This is a genomic window from Pontibacter flavimaris (genome assembly GCF_001907195.1).
GTDB classification, from domain to species: Bacteria; Bacteroidota; Bacteroidia; order Cytophagales; family Hymenobacteraceae; genus Pontibacter; species Pontibacter flavimaris.
Map to the genome: position 1 here is coordinate 137,637 of NZ_LVWA01000012.1, position 15,009 is coordinate 152,645.

Annotated in this window: 17 protein-coding genes and 1 tRNA gene; 9 read left to right on the forward strand and 9 right to left on the reverse strand. The window is 53.6% G+C overall.

All coding sequences use genetic code 11. From position 1 onward, the window contains the following. The first annotated feature begins 134 nt into the window (after positions 1-134). The 9 genes from A3841_RS18185 to A3841_RS18225 all read left to right on the forward strand — a co-directional run bounded on the left by A3841_RS18185 (position 135) and on the right by A3841_RS18225 (position 6,552). Entirely contained in the window at positions 135-683 is a 549-nt protein-coding gene (locus A3841_RS18185) for a DUF4142 domain-containing protein (RefSeq protein WP_073854570.1), read from the forward strand. Then, complete coding sequence (locus A3841_RS18190; protein ID WP_083610426.1) at positions 680-1,015, forward strand: plastocyanin/azurin family copper-binding protein; 336 nt, start codon at positions 680-682, stop codon at positions 1,013-1,015. Before A3841_RS18185 ends, A3841_RS18190 begins: the two co-directional genes overlap by 4 nt. Positions 1,016-1,019: 4 nt before the next feature. Next, positions 1,020-1,871: a cyanophycinase gene (locus A3841_RS18195; RefSeq protein WP_073854572.1), complete on the forward strand. Its 852-nt coding sequence runs from the start codon at positions 1,020-1,022 to the stop codon at positions 1,869-1,871. Between the two features lie 361 nt (positions 1,872-2,232). Beyond that, a complete protein-coding gene (locus A3841_RS18200; protein ID WP_073854966.1) occupies positions 2,233-2,799 on the forward strand; it encodes an RNA polymerase sigma factor in 567 nt (188 codons plus the stop codon). Further along, positions 2,792-4,018, forward strand: a complete 1,227-nt coding sequence (locus A3841_RS18205) for a hypothetical protein (RefSeq protein ID WP_073854574.1) — start codon at positions 2,792-2,794, stop codon at positions 4,016-4,018. The genes A3841_RS18200 and A3841_RS18205 overlap by 8 nt, the downstream gene beginning before the upstream one ends. A 110-nt stretch (positions 4,019-4,128) precedes the next feature. Beyond that, complete coding sequence (locus A3841_RS18210; protein ID WP_073854576.1) at positions 4,129-4,623, forward strand: CHRD domain-containing protein; 495 nt, start codon at positions 4,129-4,131, stop codon at positions 4,621-4,623. Positions 4,624-4,705: 82 nt separating this feature from the next. Beyond that, a complete protein-coding gene (locus tag A3841_RS18215) occupies positions 4,706-5,086 on the forward strand; it encodes a hypothetical protein (protein WP_073854578.1) in 381 nt (126 codons plus the stop codon). A 9-nt stretch (positions 5,087-5,095) separates the two neighbouring features. Beyond that, entirely contained in the window at positions 5,096-5,671 is a 576-nt protein-coding gene (locus A3841_RS18220) for a YceI family protein (RefSeq protein WP_073854580.1), read from the forward strand. After that, entirely contained in the window at positions 5,665-6,552 is an 888-nt protein-coding gene (locus A3841_RS18225; RefSeq protein ID WP_073854582.1) for a DUF5777 family beta-barrel protein, read from the forward strand. The genes A3841_RS18220 and A3841_RS18225 overlap by 7 nt, the downstream gene beginning before the upstream one ends. A 232-nt stretch (positions 6,553-6,784) precedes the next feature. On the opposite strand, the gene A3841_RS18230 is transcribed toward A3841_RS18225, so the two are convergent. From A3841_RS18230 to A3841_RS18270, 9 genes are all read right to left on the reverse strand, one after another. Next, a tRNA-Ser gene (locus A3841_RS18230) sits at positions 6,785-6,872 on the reverse strand. 61 nt (positions 6,873-6,933) lie between these two features. Continuing rightward, on the reverse strand, positions 6,934-8,004 hold the full coding sequence (locus A3841_RS18235; protein ID WP_073854584.1) for an asparaginase: 1,071 nt from the start codon (positions 8,002-8,004) through the stop codon (positions 6,934-6,936). 1 nt (position 8,005) lies between these two features. Further along, positions 8,006-8,773, reverse strand: a complete 768-nt coding sequence (locus tag A3841_RS18240; RefSeq protein ID WP_073854968.1) for a TatD family hydrolase — start codon at positions 8,771-8,773, stop codon at positions 8,006-8,008. Positions 8,774-8,977: 204 nt separating this feature from the next. After that, positions 8,978-10,069 (reverse strand): glycosyltransferase, encoded by a 1,092-nt coding sequence (locus A3841_RS18245; protein WP_073854586.1) that lies wholly within the window; start codon positions 10,067-10,069, stop codon positions 8,978-8,980. After that, positions 10,066-10,695 carry a polysaccharide deacetylase family protein gene (locus A3841_RS18250; RefSeq protein WP_170866233.1) on the reverse strand — a complete coding sequence of 210 codons (630 nt, stop codon included), beginning with the start codon at positions 10,693-10,695 and terminating at the stop codon, positions 10,066-10,068. The genes A3841_RS18245 and A3841_RS18250 overlap by 4 nt, the downstream gene beginning before the upstream one ends. Positions 10,696-10,817: 122 nt before the next feature. Continuing rightward, positions 10,818-12,041, reverse strand: a complete 1,224-nt coding sequence (locus tag A3841_RS18255) for a PP2C family protein-serine/threonine phosphatase (protein ID WP_073854588.1) — start codon at positions 12,039-12,041, stop codon at positions 10,818-10,820. 572 nt (positions 12,042-12,613) lie between these two features. Beyond that, a complete protein-coding gene (locus tag A3841_RS18260) occupies positions 12,614-12,871 on the reverse strand; it encodes a hypothetical protein (protein WP_073854590.1) in 258 nt (85 codons plus the stop codon). Next, positions 12,852-14,000, reverse strand: a complete 1,149-nt coding sequence (locus A3841_RS18265) for a glycosyltransferase (RefSeq protein WP_073854592.1) — start codon at positions 13,998-14,000, stop codon at positions 12,852-12,854. The genes A3841_RS18260 and A3841_RS18265 overlap by 20 nt, the downstream gene beginning before the upstream one ends. Beyond that, a complete protein-coding gene (locus A3841_RS18270; RefSeq protein WP_073854594.1) occupies positions 13,997-14,986 on the reverse strand; it encodes a lysylphosphatidylglycerol synthase domain-containing protein in 990 nt (329 codons plus the stop codon). The genes A3841_RS18265 and A3841_RS18270 overlap by 4 nt, the downstream gene beginning before the upstream one ends. Between the last annotated feature and the right edge of the window lie 23 nt (positions 14,987-15,009).

The window sequence follows — 15,009 nt, forward strand, 5'->3', positions numbered from 1 at the left end:
CTAAAGTCGTGGAAGTGTTCTTTAAGCCCGCCTGCACACAAGTATAATTTCCGGTTCACGATGATTTAAAAGGTGCTTTTTTGTAACCATACTTCACTTTTACCATCTAATGAGAAACCATAAACTCAAATACTATGAAAATACGCAAATCAATCAGTGCAAGTGCCATCGGGCTTCTCTTTGGCTCCTTTATGTTACTTTCGCCTGCTGTGGCCCAGGATAATCCGACACTATCTGATGCAGAAGTGGCCCATACTGCCGTAACAGCCAACCAGATAGACATTGACTATGCCAAAATCGCCCAAGAACGGTCGAAAGATGCGGAGGTGCTTAAGTTTGCGGAGACTATGGCAAGCGACCACAAAGCCGTGATCGACCAGGCCGTAGCGCTTGTTACCAAGCTGGGCGTGACGCCAGAAGTCAATGCCGTGAGCAAGCAGCTGTTATCCGACGCTGAAAAAACAAAGGAGATGCTGCGCACAAAAACCGGCGCCGCCTTTAACAAAGCCTATATCGACAATGAAGTGGCCTACCACAAAGCCGTGATAGCAGCCGTAGAAGGGCTGCTTATCCCCGAATCAGAGAACGCTGAGCTGAAATCGTTGCTGGAAAGTATAGTTCCGGCGCTTCAGGCACACCTGGAACATGCCCAAATGGTGCAGAAAGACCTTAACGGCAAATGAAACGCCTGAAACCGTGGCTTCTGCCGACAGGTTTATACTTGCTTTGCCTGTTCCTGTCCGGAGCAACATCTCCGCCCGTGTCGCCCAAAGTGCACACGGTAGAAATTAGCCGGATGCAGTTTAATCCGCAAGTGCTAGTCGTCAGTATGGGAGATACCATTGAATTTGTGAACAAGGACATGGTAACTCATGATGTGACAGAATCTTCCGGCAAGTCATGGAAATCACCCGCCCTGGCTTCCGGAGCTAAATGGCGCCTGGTTGCCCGGAAAACCGCGGATTACTACTGCAGCTATCATCCCGTGATGAAAGGAAAGATCGAAGTAAAGTAAATGTATGCAGGCTGCCAGAGGAAGAATAGTGGCCATAGGGGGCAACGAGGACAAAGGCGCAATGCCTACCGCAGAGGCAGATGAGCTGAAAATGCCTTCCCGTTTTTTTGACCAGGGGATACTCAAACGCATCCATGATGAGCTTTATGGCCCCGGAACGCGCATTGAGGTGATCACAACCGCCACCCACTTCCCGAGAGAGGTGGGGCAAGTGTATCTGGAGGCCTTCCTGAGGCTTGGTTGCGACAACGTGGGCATTCTTCCGATTCAACAGCCAGAGGATACCGGCAGGCAGGACTACCTGGAGCGCATCAGAAAGGCGGATGGCATCATGTTTTCAGGCGGGGACCAGAGTCGCCTTCCCCAAATCCTCCTGGGCTCTGAGGTACTGCACATTATTAAAAGCAGGTATGAGCAGGAAGAGAAATTCCTGGTATCCGGCACAAGCGCCGGGGCTATGGCCTTGTCGCACATCATGATAAACGGATCGCTGGAGAGGGACCCGCTCCTGAAAGGGACGGTCGCGTTAGCAGAAGGATTGGGGCTGCTGGAACAGATCATCATCGACACCCACTTTGTAAACCGCCGCCGTATACCCCGTCTGATCGAGGCTGTTGCCGCGACGCCCTCACACATTGGCATCGGGCTGGGCGAGGATACCGGCATTCTGATTAAACAAAATTCCTGCATAGAAACCATTGGCTCCGGGCTGGTCATCATCATAGATGGGCGCAGGGCTCAGAAAAACAATTACCCGCAGATTGACCCGGGCCAGGCGCTTTGTGTTGAAAACCTGATCCTGCACGTGCTCCCCAAAGGGCAAGCCTACAACATACTTACGGGCGAGTTTATGTAGGATGGGCGCTTGTATACTTTATTTATACCCTAGTCCTCCCCCCAACTGGAACAATGCTTACTCATTGCCTTCCTGGTAGCCGGGTAAAATAAGCCCGCTGCACTCGGATGACTGCCATACTTCCCGGCGAATTATTTACAGTTGCGGAAGACGGTGTACCTATCCTCCAAATCAGTGGCTTTCAATGCCAACGAATGCAAAGGCACACCTTCCGCTGCAGCCTACCTGTTGCGTCCAGCCATACACCCGATCCACTGGCCTGGAAACCACTGAAATCACACAAACAAAGTATAAATATTTCTTTTAGCCAAGGCAACCATTCTTGGAAAAGCTCCGTGATGGGAGCGCAAACTCTGGAATAGTGAGCGTAACAGAAAGCAAAGGGTTGGAGGAGTTGCTTCAGGGGTGCCTGAAAGAGGACCGTGAGGCGCAGAGAAAGCTGTATAAGCATTTCTTCGGCTATGCCATGAGTATATGCGCCCGCTACTCCAAGGACATCGAAGAAGCCAAGGAGGTCCTCAACGATGGATTCATGAAAGTATTTACCCGGCTAAAGCAGTACGATCCGCAAAAGCCCTTTAAATGGTGGCTGCGCCGGATCATGATCAATACGGCACTGGATAGCTACCGCCACAATCTGAGGAGCTACTACCATCTCGACCTGAAAGCGGCAGCCCCCACATCGGACCCTTACGATGTAGTACAGCAGATCAGCTATGAATACCTGATCTCACTGGTGCAAAAGTTATCCCCGGGATACCGCGCCGTGTTTAATCTCTACGTGATTGACGGATACACGCACGAGGAGATTGCCGTGATACTAGGCATTGCCGTTGGCACCTCGAAGTCGAATCTTGCTAAGGCAAGGGCAAATTTACGGGAAGCACTGAAGGAAAGCAGGATAGAAGAGTTTAAGCAATATGTCTGACGAAGAACTTGATGATCTGTTCCGGAAATCAGCCGAAAGGTATGATCCACCCTTCGATCCGGAGGCCTGGAGAGCTATGGACCGCAAACTGGATGGCAGGCACGGGGGATGGTCTGGGGTAAGGCGCTTTCTGCCCTTGCTGCTGGCATTGCTGGGAAGCATGGTGTTGATTTGGCAATTAGCAGATTCACCCGCTACCTCAACAGCAGAAACGCCAAAAACTGAAAATCTTGCCGCAGCGCAGGCAACAGAAGCCGCCGGGACTCAGCAACAAGCTAGAGCCAGAAACGGAGAGGCTGCTATTTTACCGGAGCCTCCAGTGGTGGAGTCACAGCGACAGGAGAAGCACACAGGTCCCGGTATTGGAGTTTCCGTGGAGGGTGACCATAAAACACCAGCAAAACGTGATGTGGTGCCTGTAAAGCCGCTGAAACTGATCTCCATAGCGCTAAAAAAGAGCACAGCAAGTATAGCAACAGCCATGGAAGCCGCGGACATTACTGTGGTAAACCCTCAGACGCTTTTGCCTGACTCGGCAACGCAGGCGAGCCCGGAGCAAGCAGCGCAAACGGAAATTGCTGGTAGCAGCGATCCAAGGCAGGACCAAAAGGAGCCGGTGTTCCTGAAAAACATTAGCCTCGCCCTTGTTCTGGCCCCGGACATAACCTCCGTCAGGTTCAGGAACGCAGACGCAGTAAGTATGAACGCCGGCATCATGGTAAGCGTGCCTCTGACCGAACGCCTCAGCCTGGTAACCGGGGCAGTAGGTGCCAAAAAGATCTACCGTACAGAGGCAAGCGAGTATGAACCTTACCCGGGCTTCTGGGATAACAGGCCGCTGCCTGATGGAATTGAGGCGAAATGCCAGGTACTGGACATCCCCCTGAACCTGCAATACCATTTCCTGAAGCGGGGCAAGAACATACTTTCTGTGCAGGCTGGCGTTTCCAGTTACCTCATGCTGGAGGAGAAGTATACTTATACCTACCAGCACGCCGGGCAAAAACCATACAGTAAGATATGGGAAGTTTCGAACGAGAATAAGCACTGGTTTGGCGTTCAGAACCTGTCCATCGGGTACACGCGCAGGCTATCACCCGCTCTCTTCGTTGGCGCTGAGCCCTTCGTGAAGATCCCCTTGTCGGACATTGGCGCGGGCCGGTTAAAATTGACGAGCGCAGGCGTATTTTTTATGGCAGGCTATACTTTGAACAGGTAAATAACCCGCTTCCGGCAGCATATATATACCACTGGTATAACACAGCTTGTGCGCTGTGTTAGGAAGTACCCTATGACCTAAGTTTCCTTTAGTACTCTAATTCTATTATTATGAAAACGTATCGCATTTCCTATGGAATCCTAACTGCTTTACTCCTGAGTCTGATGCTCGGGTTTAGTAGTTGCAATGATGATGATGACGGCAACTTGCCAGATCCGGCAGACGAGATCGTGATGCTGGACGATGCAACCCTCAGCGGTTCACAGGAGGTGCCGTCAAACAGTTCAGAGGCAACAGGCACCTTCAAAGGCCAATACAATAAGGATACAAAGAGGCTGTCCTACACCATCACCTTTGAGGGCATAACCCCCACCGCCATGCACTTTCATAAGGGGGCGCCAGGTATGGCCGGGCCTATCGTTATTCCGATAAACCCTGGCTCAAACCCTTATTCAGGCTCCAATCCTTTCAATACTCCCCTCTCAGGATCCACCTCAGCCCTGACAACAGAACAAGAGGCGGACCTGCTGGCCGGCAATTGGTTCCTGAACATACACAGTGCTGAGTTTCCTGATGGAGAGATCAGAGCGCAGATCACACAGTAGCCCCCGGTAACCTGCTGCCTGGCTGTAATGCTTACTCACAGCCGGGCAGCATCATTTTTCGGTAGCTAACAACAAGGTATGTATGGAACGGATAACTATTATACGCCTCGCACTCGGTTTGCTACTTCCGGTTACCACTGCCTGTACCAACGACAACGAAGAGGACCTGGCCCCGCAGCCGGACCATCAGGATTGTGATACCACCGCCATTACCTTTTCCGGTTCGATTGTGCCCATACTGGCAGCGAACTGCTACAGTTGCCATGCAGCAGGTATAGCAGAGGGAGGTGTGGTACTCGACAATTACAACGGAGTGAAGGAAGAGGCGGGCCACGGGCACCTGGTGGGGGCTATCACACATGCCCCCGGGTTCCCACCCATGCCACAGGGCGCTGCTAAACTCCCTGACTGTGACATTGAGAAGATCCGGAAATGGGTGGATGCAGGTGCCCCTAACAATTAACTTCTGATCATGAGACAACTTACCCTACTCCTTGCCATATTCTTTCTTAGCAGCACCCACGTTCTGGCGCAGGAGCGGTTCTTTACCAGGACCGGTCACATTTGGTTCTTTTCCGATGCTCCCCTGGAAGACATTGAAGCACATAACAGAAAGGCGGCATCTATACTGGATGTAGGTACCGGGGACATGGTTTTCTCAGTGCCGATGAAGGAGTTTGAGTTCCGGAAATCGCTGATGCAAACACACTTCAATGAAAACTATGTGGAATCCGATAAATACCCAAAGGCTACTTTTAAGGGGAAGGTGATAAATATTCAGGTTGTCGACCTGGAAAAGGATGCAGCCTATGAAGTGCGGGTGAAAGGCGTGCTCCACATACATGGGCAGGACAAATCCATAGACACCGTCGGGATACTGGAAGTAAAAGCGGGGCGGCTGTTTGGCAAATCCACTTTCACCGTTACCCCGCAGGAGTTCGGGATTAAGATACCCCGGCTGGTGCGAAACAACATCGCCAGGCAAATTGACATCACAGTGGACGTAGTGTATGAGCCTCTCACAGAAAACAGCCTTCAGCTATGGTAAAAATAAGCTTTCTTCTGGTGCTGGTTTGTCTGCCCCTGACGTTTGCGCAGGCACAGGACGAGCTGCTGAAACTGGCAGGAGCCACCGACAGCGCCGCCTCTGAAACGGTGACGGGTACCTTCAAAGCAACGCGTCTGGTAAACGGCCACTCGGTGGAGACGAACGGCGAAGGCGTGCTGCTCTTTTTGATCTCCCACCGCTTTGGCACGCTGAACAGTGGCGCCTATGAGTTCTTTGGCCTCGACCAGGCCACCATACGCCTTGGCCTGGAGTATGGCCTGACCGATTGCCTTAATGTGGGCATCGGGAGAAGCTCGCTTGAAAAAACGTTTGACGGCTTTCTGAAATACAAGCTACTGCAGCAGCAAACAAAACAGGGCATGCCGGTAACACTTACGCTCTTTACCAGTACCGCTGTCCGGTCTCTTAAGTGGCCGGATGAGGAGGAAAGCCTTGATCTGGAGCACCGGTTTACCTACACGCACCAGTTGCTGATTGCCCGCAAGTTCACGGAGCGGCTGTCCCTGCAGCTATCCCCTACCCTTGTGCACCGCAACCTGGTGCCAGCGCGCCAGGACGAAAACAATGTCTATGCACTCGGAGGCGGCGGACGCTTTAAAATCACGAAACACACCTCCTTCAACGCAGAGTATTATTACCTGCTCTCCGACCAGACGCGCGAAGCCTTCAGGAACACCCTTTCCCTGGGATTTGATATTGAGACGGGTGGGCATGTTTTCCAGCTGATATTCACCAACGCGCAAGGCATGGTCGAGAAGTTTTTCGTGCCACAGAACACAGGCTACTGGTCGAAAGGAGACATCTACTTCGGTTTTAATATCTCGCGCACATTCGATCTGAAGGGGGATGAGGAATGGTGATTGGCAAAACAGGCACGGAGGTCTACGTTTCCGGATCCCATGGAAGCTCCTCTACCAAGGTTTTCTATCCGAGACCAGAGCCAGAAAAATCTCCTCCACCTGCGGGGCTCGCTTTCCAGTTGCCAAAAAGCTGTGCGGACTCCGGTTCTATTTCAGGACAAGATATGAGAAACAAAAAAGCCCGTAAATCGCTGATTTACGGGCTTTAAGTTGACTTTGGTATCGCTACCGGCAGAGAGTGAGGGATTCGAACCCTCGATACCCTTTTGAGGTATACACACTTTCCAGGCGTGCTCCTTCAACCACTCGGACAACTCTCTGAATGGAGATGCAAATATACGCTAACAGGAAGCACATCTGCAAGTATAGTTTTTTATACTTTTAAAGACTGATCTCGCCCCGCAGGTTCTGCTGCACCAGCAGCACGCGCTCCCGGTGGCTAAGTCCCTCTTGTGCCAGCACATACATCAACTTGGAGATAGCCGCCTCGGTGGTAATATCGGCCCCGCCTATCACACCCATGTTCAGCAGGTACTTGCTCGTTTCGTAGCGTCCCTGGTCCACACGCCCCTCATCGCACTGCGATACGTTCAGGATAAGTATATCACGCCCCACGGCGTCCTGCAACAGTTCCAGGAACCACGGCACTGTCGGCGCGTTTCCAGAGCCGAAGGTCTCCAGCACCAGCCCCTGCAGCCCTGGCGCCTGCAGTATACTTTGCACCACCTGCGGCGTGATGCCCGGGAACAGCTTCAGGATGGCCACCTTATCATTCAGCGTATGATGTGCCTTAAACGGCTGCTGCGGGTGGGGCAGAATGTGTTCGTAGCTATACTCTATGTCGATGCCGGTCTCGGCCAGCGGCGGATAGTTGCCGGATTTAAAGGCATCAAAGTGGCTGCTCTCTACTTTCTTAGAGCGGTTGCCGCGCAGCAGCAGGTTGCGGAAATAGATACACACTTCCGGCACCACGCTTCTGCCCTCTTTTTTGGTGGCGGCAATCTGCAGGGCGGTGATCAGGTTCTCGCGGGCATCGGTGCGGATACGGCCAATAGGCACTTGCGCACCGGTAAAGATCACGGGCTTCTGCAGGTTCTCCAGTAGGTAGCTCAGGGCAGAGGCGGAGTAGGCCATGGTATCGGTGCCGTGCAGCACCACAAAACCGTCATACTTTTGGTAATTCTCCTCAATCAGCCGGGCCAGCATCAGCCAGTCCTGCACCGACACGTTGGAGGAGTCGATGGCCGGTTCTATGCTCAGCACCGTGAGCAGGTAGTTGAACTGCCGCAGCTCCGGCACGTGCTCCGTGATTTGCGAGAAATTGAACGGCATCAGGTGCTGCTCTTTCTCATCAAATACCATCCCCACCGTGCCGCCCGTGTAGATGATAAGGATGGAGGCCTCCGGGTGGAGCGGCGCGGCGGTGTCGATGTCTACTTTTACAACCTGCATGCTATAGCTTGAAAAGGTTTAAGGTGTTGGCTGTTGTTTTCTCGGCCACTTCTTCCTCCGGTTTCTGCATCAGTTCCGCCACGCGCCGCGCAACCAGGGGCAGGTATACCGGCTCGTTGCGCTTGCCACGGTGCGGGGCTGGGGCCAGGTAAGGGCAGTCGGTTTCCAGCACCAGGTCCTCGAGCTGCACGTGCGGCAGCACCTTGTCCAGTCCCCCGTTCTTAAAAGTTGCCACGCCGCCTATACCCATCAGAAAGCCCAGTTCCTTCACCTTTTCCGCCTCCTCCACGGTGCCGCTAAAGCAATGGAAAATACCTTTCAGGGTGCCGTCCTGGGCGGCAGAAATGATCTCATAAGTTTCGTTAAATGAGTCGCGGGTGTGCAGCACGAGGGGCAGTTTATACTTTTTGGCCAGCGCCACCTGCACCTTCAGGGCCTCCTGCTGCTGCGGCAGAAAGGTTTTGTCCCAGTAGAGGTCGATGCCGCACTCCCCCACCGCCGCAAACGGTCGCTTGCCCAGCCACTCCTCCACCAGGTACAGCTCACGCTCAAAATCCTTGTCTACGGAGGTCGGGTGCAGGCCCATCATCGGGATGCAGACACTTTCATACTTCTCCTCGGCTTCCAGCATGGCGTCGATGGACGTATGGTCGATGTTGGGCATGTAGATTTTGCTCACCCCCTCCTGCCGCGAGCGCTCCACCGCCTCAGCCCTGTCGGCGTTAAACTTCTCCGAATAAATATGCGCGTGCGAATCAACTAAGTTCATCATCTTTTAGTACGTATCAGGTATCACGACTACGGCTTCAAGTATAAGTAAAACATCAGCCTGCAAGTTAGGGATTTTATGGCTTTTGGATAGGTACATGGCTGCATTGTTAAATGGCTAAACCTACCCCTAGCCCGTCTTGGAGGGAATTTTACACTTTCTAACTTTCTAACCTTTTAACTTTCTAACTCTCCAACTCAACTCCTAATACTTTCTCCCTTTCCATCTGATCCTGAGTGGCAGGAAGAAGTATACGATTAGGATAATAGATGAGATGACCAGGTATAGCTCGAAGAAAAAGTACAGGTACCAGCGGGCGCTGCAGCCGAGGCGGCGGAGGCAGAGGTGCAGGTAGAGGCTCTGCAGCAGCAGTTTCAAGGTGAAGATGGCCAGCATCACGCCTACCGAAGTATAAGCAAAGAACGGCAGCAGCACCGGGTAGTACGCTGAGTGAAGTATAAAGATGATGGCCATGTACCAGGGCAGGTGCATGGAACCGCGCATCCAGCGGCGGCGCTGCTGCAGGAAGGCCATGAAGGTGGGAGCCGGTGTGGAGAGCGCCAGCACATGCGGACTGTAGATATTCCGGAAGTTCCAGCCGCGTTTCAGCACCTCGTTAAAAATGGCAATATCCTCCGTTACCGAGAAGTTTATACTTTCGTAGCCGCCCACCTCTTCGTATGCCTGCCGGCGCAGCAGCATGTTGTTGCCCATGGTGGTAACCCGCAGCCCCACATCCGACACCACCTGCATCAGCCCCAGCACATAGAGCCAATCCATACTTTGCAGCCGGGCGAAAAAGCTGTTGCCTTCTATGGTGGTGATACCTGTTACCACGCCCACCTCCTTCTTCATCTCCGAGAGCATGGCCTGCACCCACTCTTTCGGCACGGCGATATCGGCATCAGTGTAGAAAAAATAGTCTGAGGTGGCGGTTTTGGCAAGCTGGGCCAGCACGTTGGCCTTTCCCCTGGCCTTGCCCAACGTATGGGTGATGGGGATGCAAGTATAGCTGGGCTTATCCTGGATGAATTTTTCGATGACAGCGCGGGTCCTGTCTGTGGAGGCGTCATCTCCGATCAGCACTTCGATCTTATCTTTGGGGTAGTCCAGCGCCTCGATGGCGTGCAGGCAGCGCAGGATGGTGTGCTCCTCGTTTCGGGCAGCGATGAGGATGCTGATGCGCGGCTGCTCCCGCAGCTCTAACGTATAGCGCCGTCGGTTGAGCACCAGCAGGGCCAGCAGCACCAGGAAAAGGGAGAAATAAAGTATAAAATAGGCTACCGATACGATCATAAGGTCTCGAAAGTATAGCCCAGCTTCGTGAAATGGTCCAGGTAGGGCGGCAGGGCATACATCAAATTCCGACGTGCCTTCAGGCTGTCGTGAAATACAATGATACTACCGCTCCGGGTACTTTTTATACTTTGGCGCAGGCACTCCTCCGGCGAAAGGCGCTGGTCGTAGTCGTTGGTGAGCACATCCCACATCACCAGTTCATACTTTGCGCGCAGTTGTTGCGCCTGCCCGCCGGTAATGCGCCCGTAGGGTGGTCGGAACAAAGTAGGCGCTTCGGCCTGCAACTTCTCCAGCTCCAGTTGGCAAGCTTCAGCGTTGTCGACATACTGCTGCAGCGGCGTGTGCCAGCCCTTGAGGTGGTTGTAAGTATGGTTTGCCAGCTTATGCCCCTGCGCCAGCGCCTGCCCGGCCACCTCGGGGTGCTTTGCCACATTATCGCCCACACAAAAAAAGGTAGCCTTGGCCTCATACTTCTCCAGCTGCTCCAGCACCCAGGGCGTTACCTCCGGAATCGGGCCGTCGTCAAACGTTAGGAACAGCACCTTGCCCTGCACCTCGCGGTGCCAGGTGTAGCCAGGCATCAGCTTCTTCAGCAACCAGGGCGTTTTATAGAGGCGAAACACGTTCTAGATCTGGGAATTTGGAGATGATAAAATTAGAAGATGTAGGGTAAGATAAAGATTAGATTCGTTCTCCTCAGGCCACTATTTTCATCTTCACATCTGCAAACCTTCAAATTGGCAACTTACTTAAACCGGCAGGAGAGCAAGGTGATGTCGTCGTTGAAGTTGGCCTCCTCGTTGTAGAGGTTTATCTCGCGGAGCAGCTGCAGGTGCAGCATCTTGGAACTCAGGTAGCGGTGGCGGATAAGGAACTCGATCGTGCCCTCCACCCCAAACTCCGCCTCGTCCTCGTCAAAAACCTCCGTCAGGCCATCGGTATAGGCCAGCACTATGGATTTCTCCGGCACGTGCACCCTGCCCACGTTCATGAACGGCAGCACGTCGAACACGCCCAGCATGGTGCAGCCATCGTTCAGGAGCGTGTGCGTGCTATCCTCATACAGCAGTATGGGCGCGTTGTGGCCGGCATTCACATAGCTCAGCTCGCGGGTGCGGCGGTTATACAGGGCCACAAAGGTGGTGATGAACTTCTCGGCGATCGCGTTGCGGTAGATCAGGTGGTTGAGCTCCGACACCACCGTGTTCAGGTCAGAGGTCTGCCGCAGGATGGTGCGCAGGCCCGCCTGGAAGTTCGACATCAGCAAGGAGGCCGGCACCCCCTTCCCCGACACGTCCGCCACGCAGAACAGAAACTGGTCCGCGTCGATCTCGATGAAATCGTAGTAGTCGCCGCCAATGGAAGAATGCGGGATGTAGCTGGCATGGATGGCCACGTCCTTGTCGTTAGGCAGGCTCTTGGGGAACAGCATGGACTGCACCTCGCGGGCAATCTCGATCTCGCGGCGGATGGACTCCTGGGCCAGTCGCTGGCGGGCCATGCGGTGGTTCTCGATGGCCACGAGCATGATGTTACTGATCGTCTGGATGAAGTTAAGCGCGTCCAGGCTGCTGGAGTATTTCTCGATCTTGCCGATCATCACGAAGGCCAGCACCTTGCCATTGTGCAAAATCGGGATTACGATATCAAAGCAGCGCCACTTCTTCTCCACCTGCATCTTCGATACTTTCGTGATCTCCTTCAGCTGCAAGACCTCCTCCGGCAGTTGCACTTTGGTGAAGTCCTGCTCGGTTCCGGTACATATCATGCACTGCCAGTTCTCGTCGTGCACAAACAGCGTGATGCGGGCTATGCTTAGCTGAGCCAGCAGGGTAAAGCGGTATATTTTGTACAGCGAAGCCTCCGGCAGGTTGGCATTGATGGCCTGCGTGATCTCAAGCAGCGCCGACAACTCCAGCTTCTTCAAGTTAAGTTCCTGCTGTGGGTTCGGTACGGATATATCAGACATTCACTATCAGCATTTTAGATCGCAAGCATCCCTATTCTTTCTGTATTCGTAAGTGCGGGTGGATGCTAAGGTACAGTAAACATATAAAAAAAAGGCCAGCTTTGGCAGCTGTTCACGTAAAACCTCGCGCCTCTTTCCTCAGGTGATTTGGTAAGCCGCACTTTCCCTAACGCACTAAAGGCTGCCTGGCCGGGTGGCTCAAAGGTGCTGCCAACCTGTGCCCATAACGATACCCAGGCCCCACTTGTTTGACCGCAGTAGGGGAATTATTACCAGCCACTCCGAAACTCTCAGTACCTGAATTGCTTCCGCTCAATATTAATTCATACTATATAGCTGGGCTGCTTTTGGATCCGCACCAGACTAGCGATAAAGCTTTCATTTTATACTTCTCTAGCGAGTATCAGCACTTTACAGCACATAGCGGGCTGCTTATCAGTTACTTTACATATCATACTTACGAAGCTACTTGAAGACAAATCAGAATAAATTTCTTCAGCTAGCGCAGCGTACGTAGCAACTGCGGTCATGCTTGCAGCCCAGAACAGGTACTATGCTGCCGCTTCTGCAGCTCAGATGGAGTTGTGCGCCACCAGGCCAGCCTTGGTGGCCAGGAAAAAGTAGTGCTGGCAATGTTTTCCGAAAGTGGCTTCCTCGTACGCATGCTCGGTGTCCGGGTCAGGATAGAATATCCTGACGTACCCTTTCTGTATAAGCTCCTGTAAAGCAGCACAAAGCTCTTGATCAGTTAAAGAAAGGGTAGTTTTAAGGTCGGGGTACGAGGTTACAAAGTATAGCTCGTCCAGGATGTCAAACTCGTTGTTGCTCATAAGTTCTGATGGTTCGGCCTTTCCAGTTGTAGCGGCCCCAAAGGCCCAGAACAGCTGTAACAAGCACGTATGGGATGTATACCAACTGCAGCGGCAGCATGTACCAGAGGTAGCGGCGCGCCTGCAGGAAATCAGTTATCTCTTTTAAAAATAAGAAATCAACGGCAAACTTGGTAAGATACGTCGCTAAAAAGACCCGGATGGATAGGCTGCCCCACAAAGCCAGCGGTATGGCCAGGAACAGCAGCAGGTTTACCAGGAAAACACACAGCGCCACCAGCTGCACCCGCAGGTTCTGATAAGACTTCCACTTACTGGCCCACCTTACCCGCTGTTGTACAAAGGAAATCAGTGTTTTGCGCGCCGAAGTATAAACCATTGCTTCAGCATCTCTCAGGAACCTCGCCCGGCCCGGATATGCCTGGTGCACCTTGTGCAGCAGGAACTCATCGTCGCCGCTGGCAATATTCTCGTTTCCGGCAAAGCCGCCTACCCGCTCGAAAATATCTTTGCGGTAGGCCAGGTTCGCACCATTGCACATGTTGGGTTGGCCCATCGCAATGGAAGCACCCCCAATCCCGATCAGGCTGGAGAACTCTACCAACTGCATCCGCTCGAAGTGGGTGTGGGTGTGGTGAAAACTCACCGGTCCGCTGATGAAGTAGGGTTGCTCGGTTTCGTAGAGATAAGCATAGCTGCGCAGCCACCCCGGTCCTACCCGGCAGTCGCCGTCGGTAAACACCAGCAGTTCGCCCCGGGCCTGCTCCACCCCCAACTGCACGGCCGCTTTCTTTCCGCCATACTTTGCATAATCACCTAGGCGAAGACACCTCACCGAAAGGCTGGAGGAAAGTATGAATTGCTCTACCAAGGCCGCCGTTGTGTCATCCGAGTGATCGTCCACCACCAGCACCTCCACCAGCTCACGGGGGTACTGCTGGCGCTCCAGGTCTTGCAGCAAGTACAGGATATTTCCGGCTTCGTTACGGACAGGAATGATGACGGTAAGGCGGGTGGAGGGCTGAAAGCTGGGAGGTGCAACCACAGCAGGCATACGTTTCCAGGCCAGCCACCGACTCAGAATAATCCAACTGTACCAGAGCAGCGAGAGCAGGAGCAGCCACGTCATGCCGCCACTCCTTTCCGGGCCAGGCGCAGGCGCAGCACAAAGTATAAACCCAACACGCTGGGCACCGCAATGTTGAGCAGCCACAGGCTGAGGCTGGCGCTGAGCACCTGCAGGCGCTCCTGCCCCAGCAGCCCGAACAGGTACATGGCCGATAGCTCCCGCACCCCCAGATCAGAAATAAGGCTAACCGACGGCACCACCGATTTTAGGAAGAATGTCCCCGATACGCCACTGATATACTGCAGCGGGCTAAGGCGCACCTCATAAAGTATGAGTAGAAGTATAAACTGCACCAGGAACACCGCATAGCGCCCCAACGAGAGCCACAGCAGCCGCATCATCTCACCGGAAGTATAAGTCCCCATAATAGACAGGTATGGCACAAACTTGCGCAGCGGCCGGATGGCAGCCACCACAGCCACCATCGCCCTGGCGTTGTAGAGCAGCAGCAACATGGCCCCGCTCAGGCAGAGCAGCAGCACAAAAACGCTCAGCGACACGCCGGGGTAGCGCTGCCAGCCAAAGGCAAGTACAAAGTATAGCAAACCCACCGAACCGGCCAGCACCGTGGCCACCAGCTGGCAGAACCTCCCGATGAAGATGGCCCCGATTGCCTCCAGCCGCTGCCGGCTCTTCAGTTCCAGTACCCGGCCGGCATAGTCGCCTAAACGGTTGGGAGTTATAAAGCCCAGCGTAAGGCCCACCATCACGGCGCGGTAGGCGCGCCAGAACGAGATGGGCTCCAGTTTTTGGCCCAGCAGCTGCCACTTGCGCGCCTCAAAGCCCCAATTCACAGGAATAAGGGCGGCTGTAAGTATAAATAGAAAGCGCAGCGGGCTCTGCAGCGCATTGCTTAAAATCCCGCCCCAACTCAGCAGGGTGTCGGGTGCCGTAAAGATGGCCTGGTAGAGCAGGAACAGCGTGAGCGCTACCACCAGCACCTTTGCCAGGACCAAAAGGAATTTTCTATGCGGCTTGATGTTCAAGTTAATGTCTTAATTTTGCGCCC

Bases quoted from the DNA above. Each gene is read 5' to 3' on its own strand.
- A3841_RS18240 (WP_073854968.1), bottom strand. From the start codon at position 8,773: ATGAACTTAGTTGATTCGCACGCGCATATTTATTCGGAGAAGTTTAAC.
- A3841_RS18235 (WP_073854584.1), bottom strand. From the start codon at position 8,004: ATGCAGGTTGTAAAAGTAGACATCGACACCGCCGCGCCGCTCCACCCG.
- A3841_RS18215 (WP_073854578.1), top strand. From the start codon at position 4,706: ATGGAACGGATAACTATTATACGCCTCGCACTCGGTTTGCTACTTCCG.
- A3841_RS18190 (WP_083610426.1), top strand. From the start codon at position 680: ATGAAACGCCTGAAACCGTGGCTTCTGCCGACAGGTTTATACTTGCTT.
- A3841_RS18205 (WP_073854574.1), top strand. From the start codon at position 2,792: ATGTCTGACGAAGAACTTGATGATCTGTTCCGGAAATCAGCCGAAAGG.
- A3841_RS18265 (WP_073854592.1), bottom strand. From the start codon at position 14,000: ATGACGTGGCTGCTCCTGCTCTCGCTGCTCTGGTACAGTTGGATTATT.
- A3841_RS18220 (WP_073854580.1), top strand. From the start codon at position 5,096: ATGAGACAACTTACCCTACTCCTTGCCATATTCTTTCTTAGCAGCACC.
- A3841_RS18225 (WP_073854582.1), top strand. From the start codon at position 5,665: ATGGTAAAAATAAGCTTTCTTCTGGTGCTGGTTTGTCTGCCCCTGACG.
- A3841_RS18245 (WP_073854586.1), bottom strand. From the start codon at position 10,069: ATGATCGTATCGGTAGCCTATTTTATACTTTATTTCTCCCTTTTCCTG.
- A3841_RS18185 (WP_073854570.1), top strand. From the start codon at position 135: ATGAAAATACGCAAATCAATCAGTGCAAGTGCCATCGGGCTTCTCTTT.
- A3841_RS18255 (WP_073854588.1), bottom strand. From the start codon at position 12,041: ATGTCTGATATATCCGTACCGAACCCACAGCAGGAACTTAACTTGAAG.
- A3841_RS18260 (WP_073854590.1), bottom strand. From the start codon at position 12,871: ATGAGCAACAACGAGTTTGACATCCTGGACGAGCTATACTTTGTAACC.
- A3841_RS18210 (WP_073854576.1), top strand. From the start codon at position 4,129: ATGAAAACGTATCGCATTTCCTATGGAATCCTAACTGCTTTACTCCTG.
- A3841_RS18195 (WP_073854572.1), top strand. From the start codon at position 1,020: ATGCAGGCTGCCAGAGGAAGAATAGTGGCCATAGGGGGCAACGAGGAC.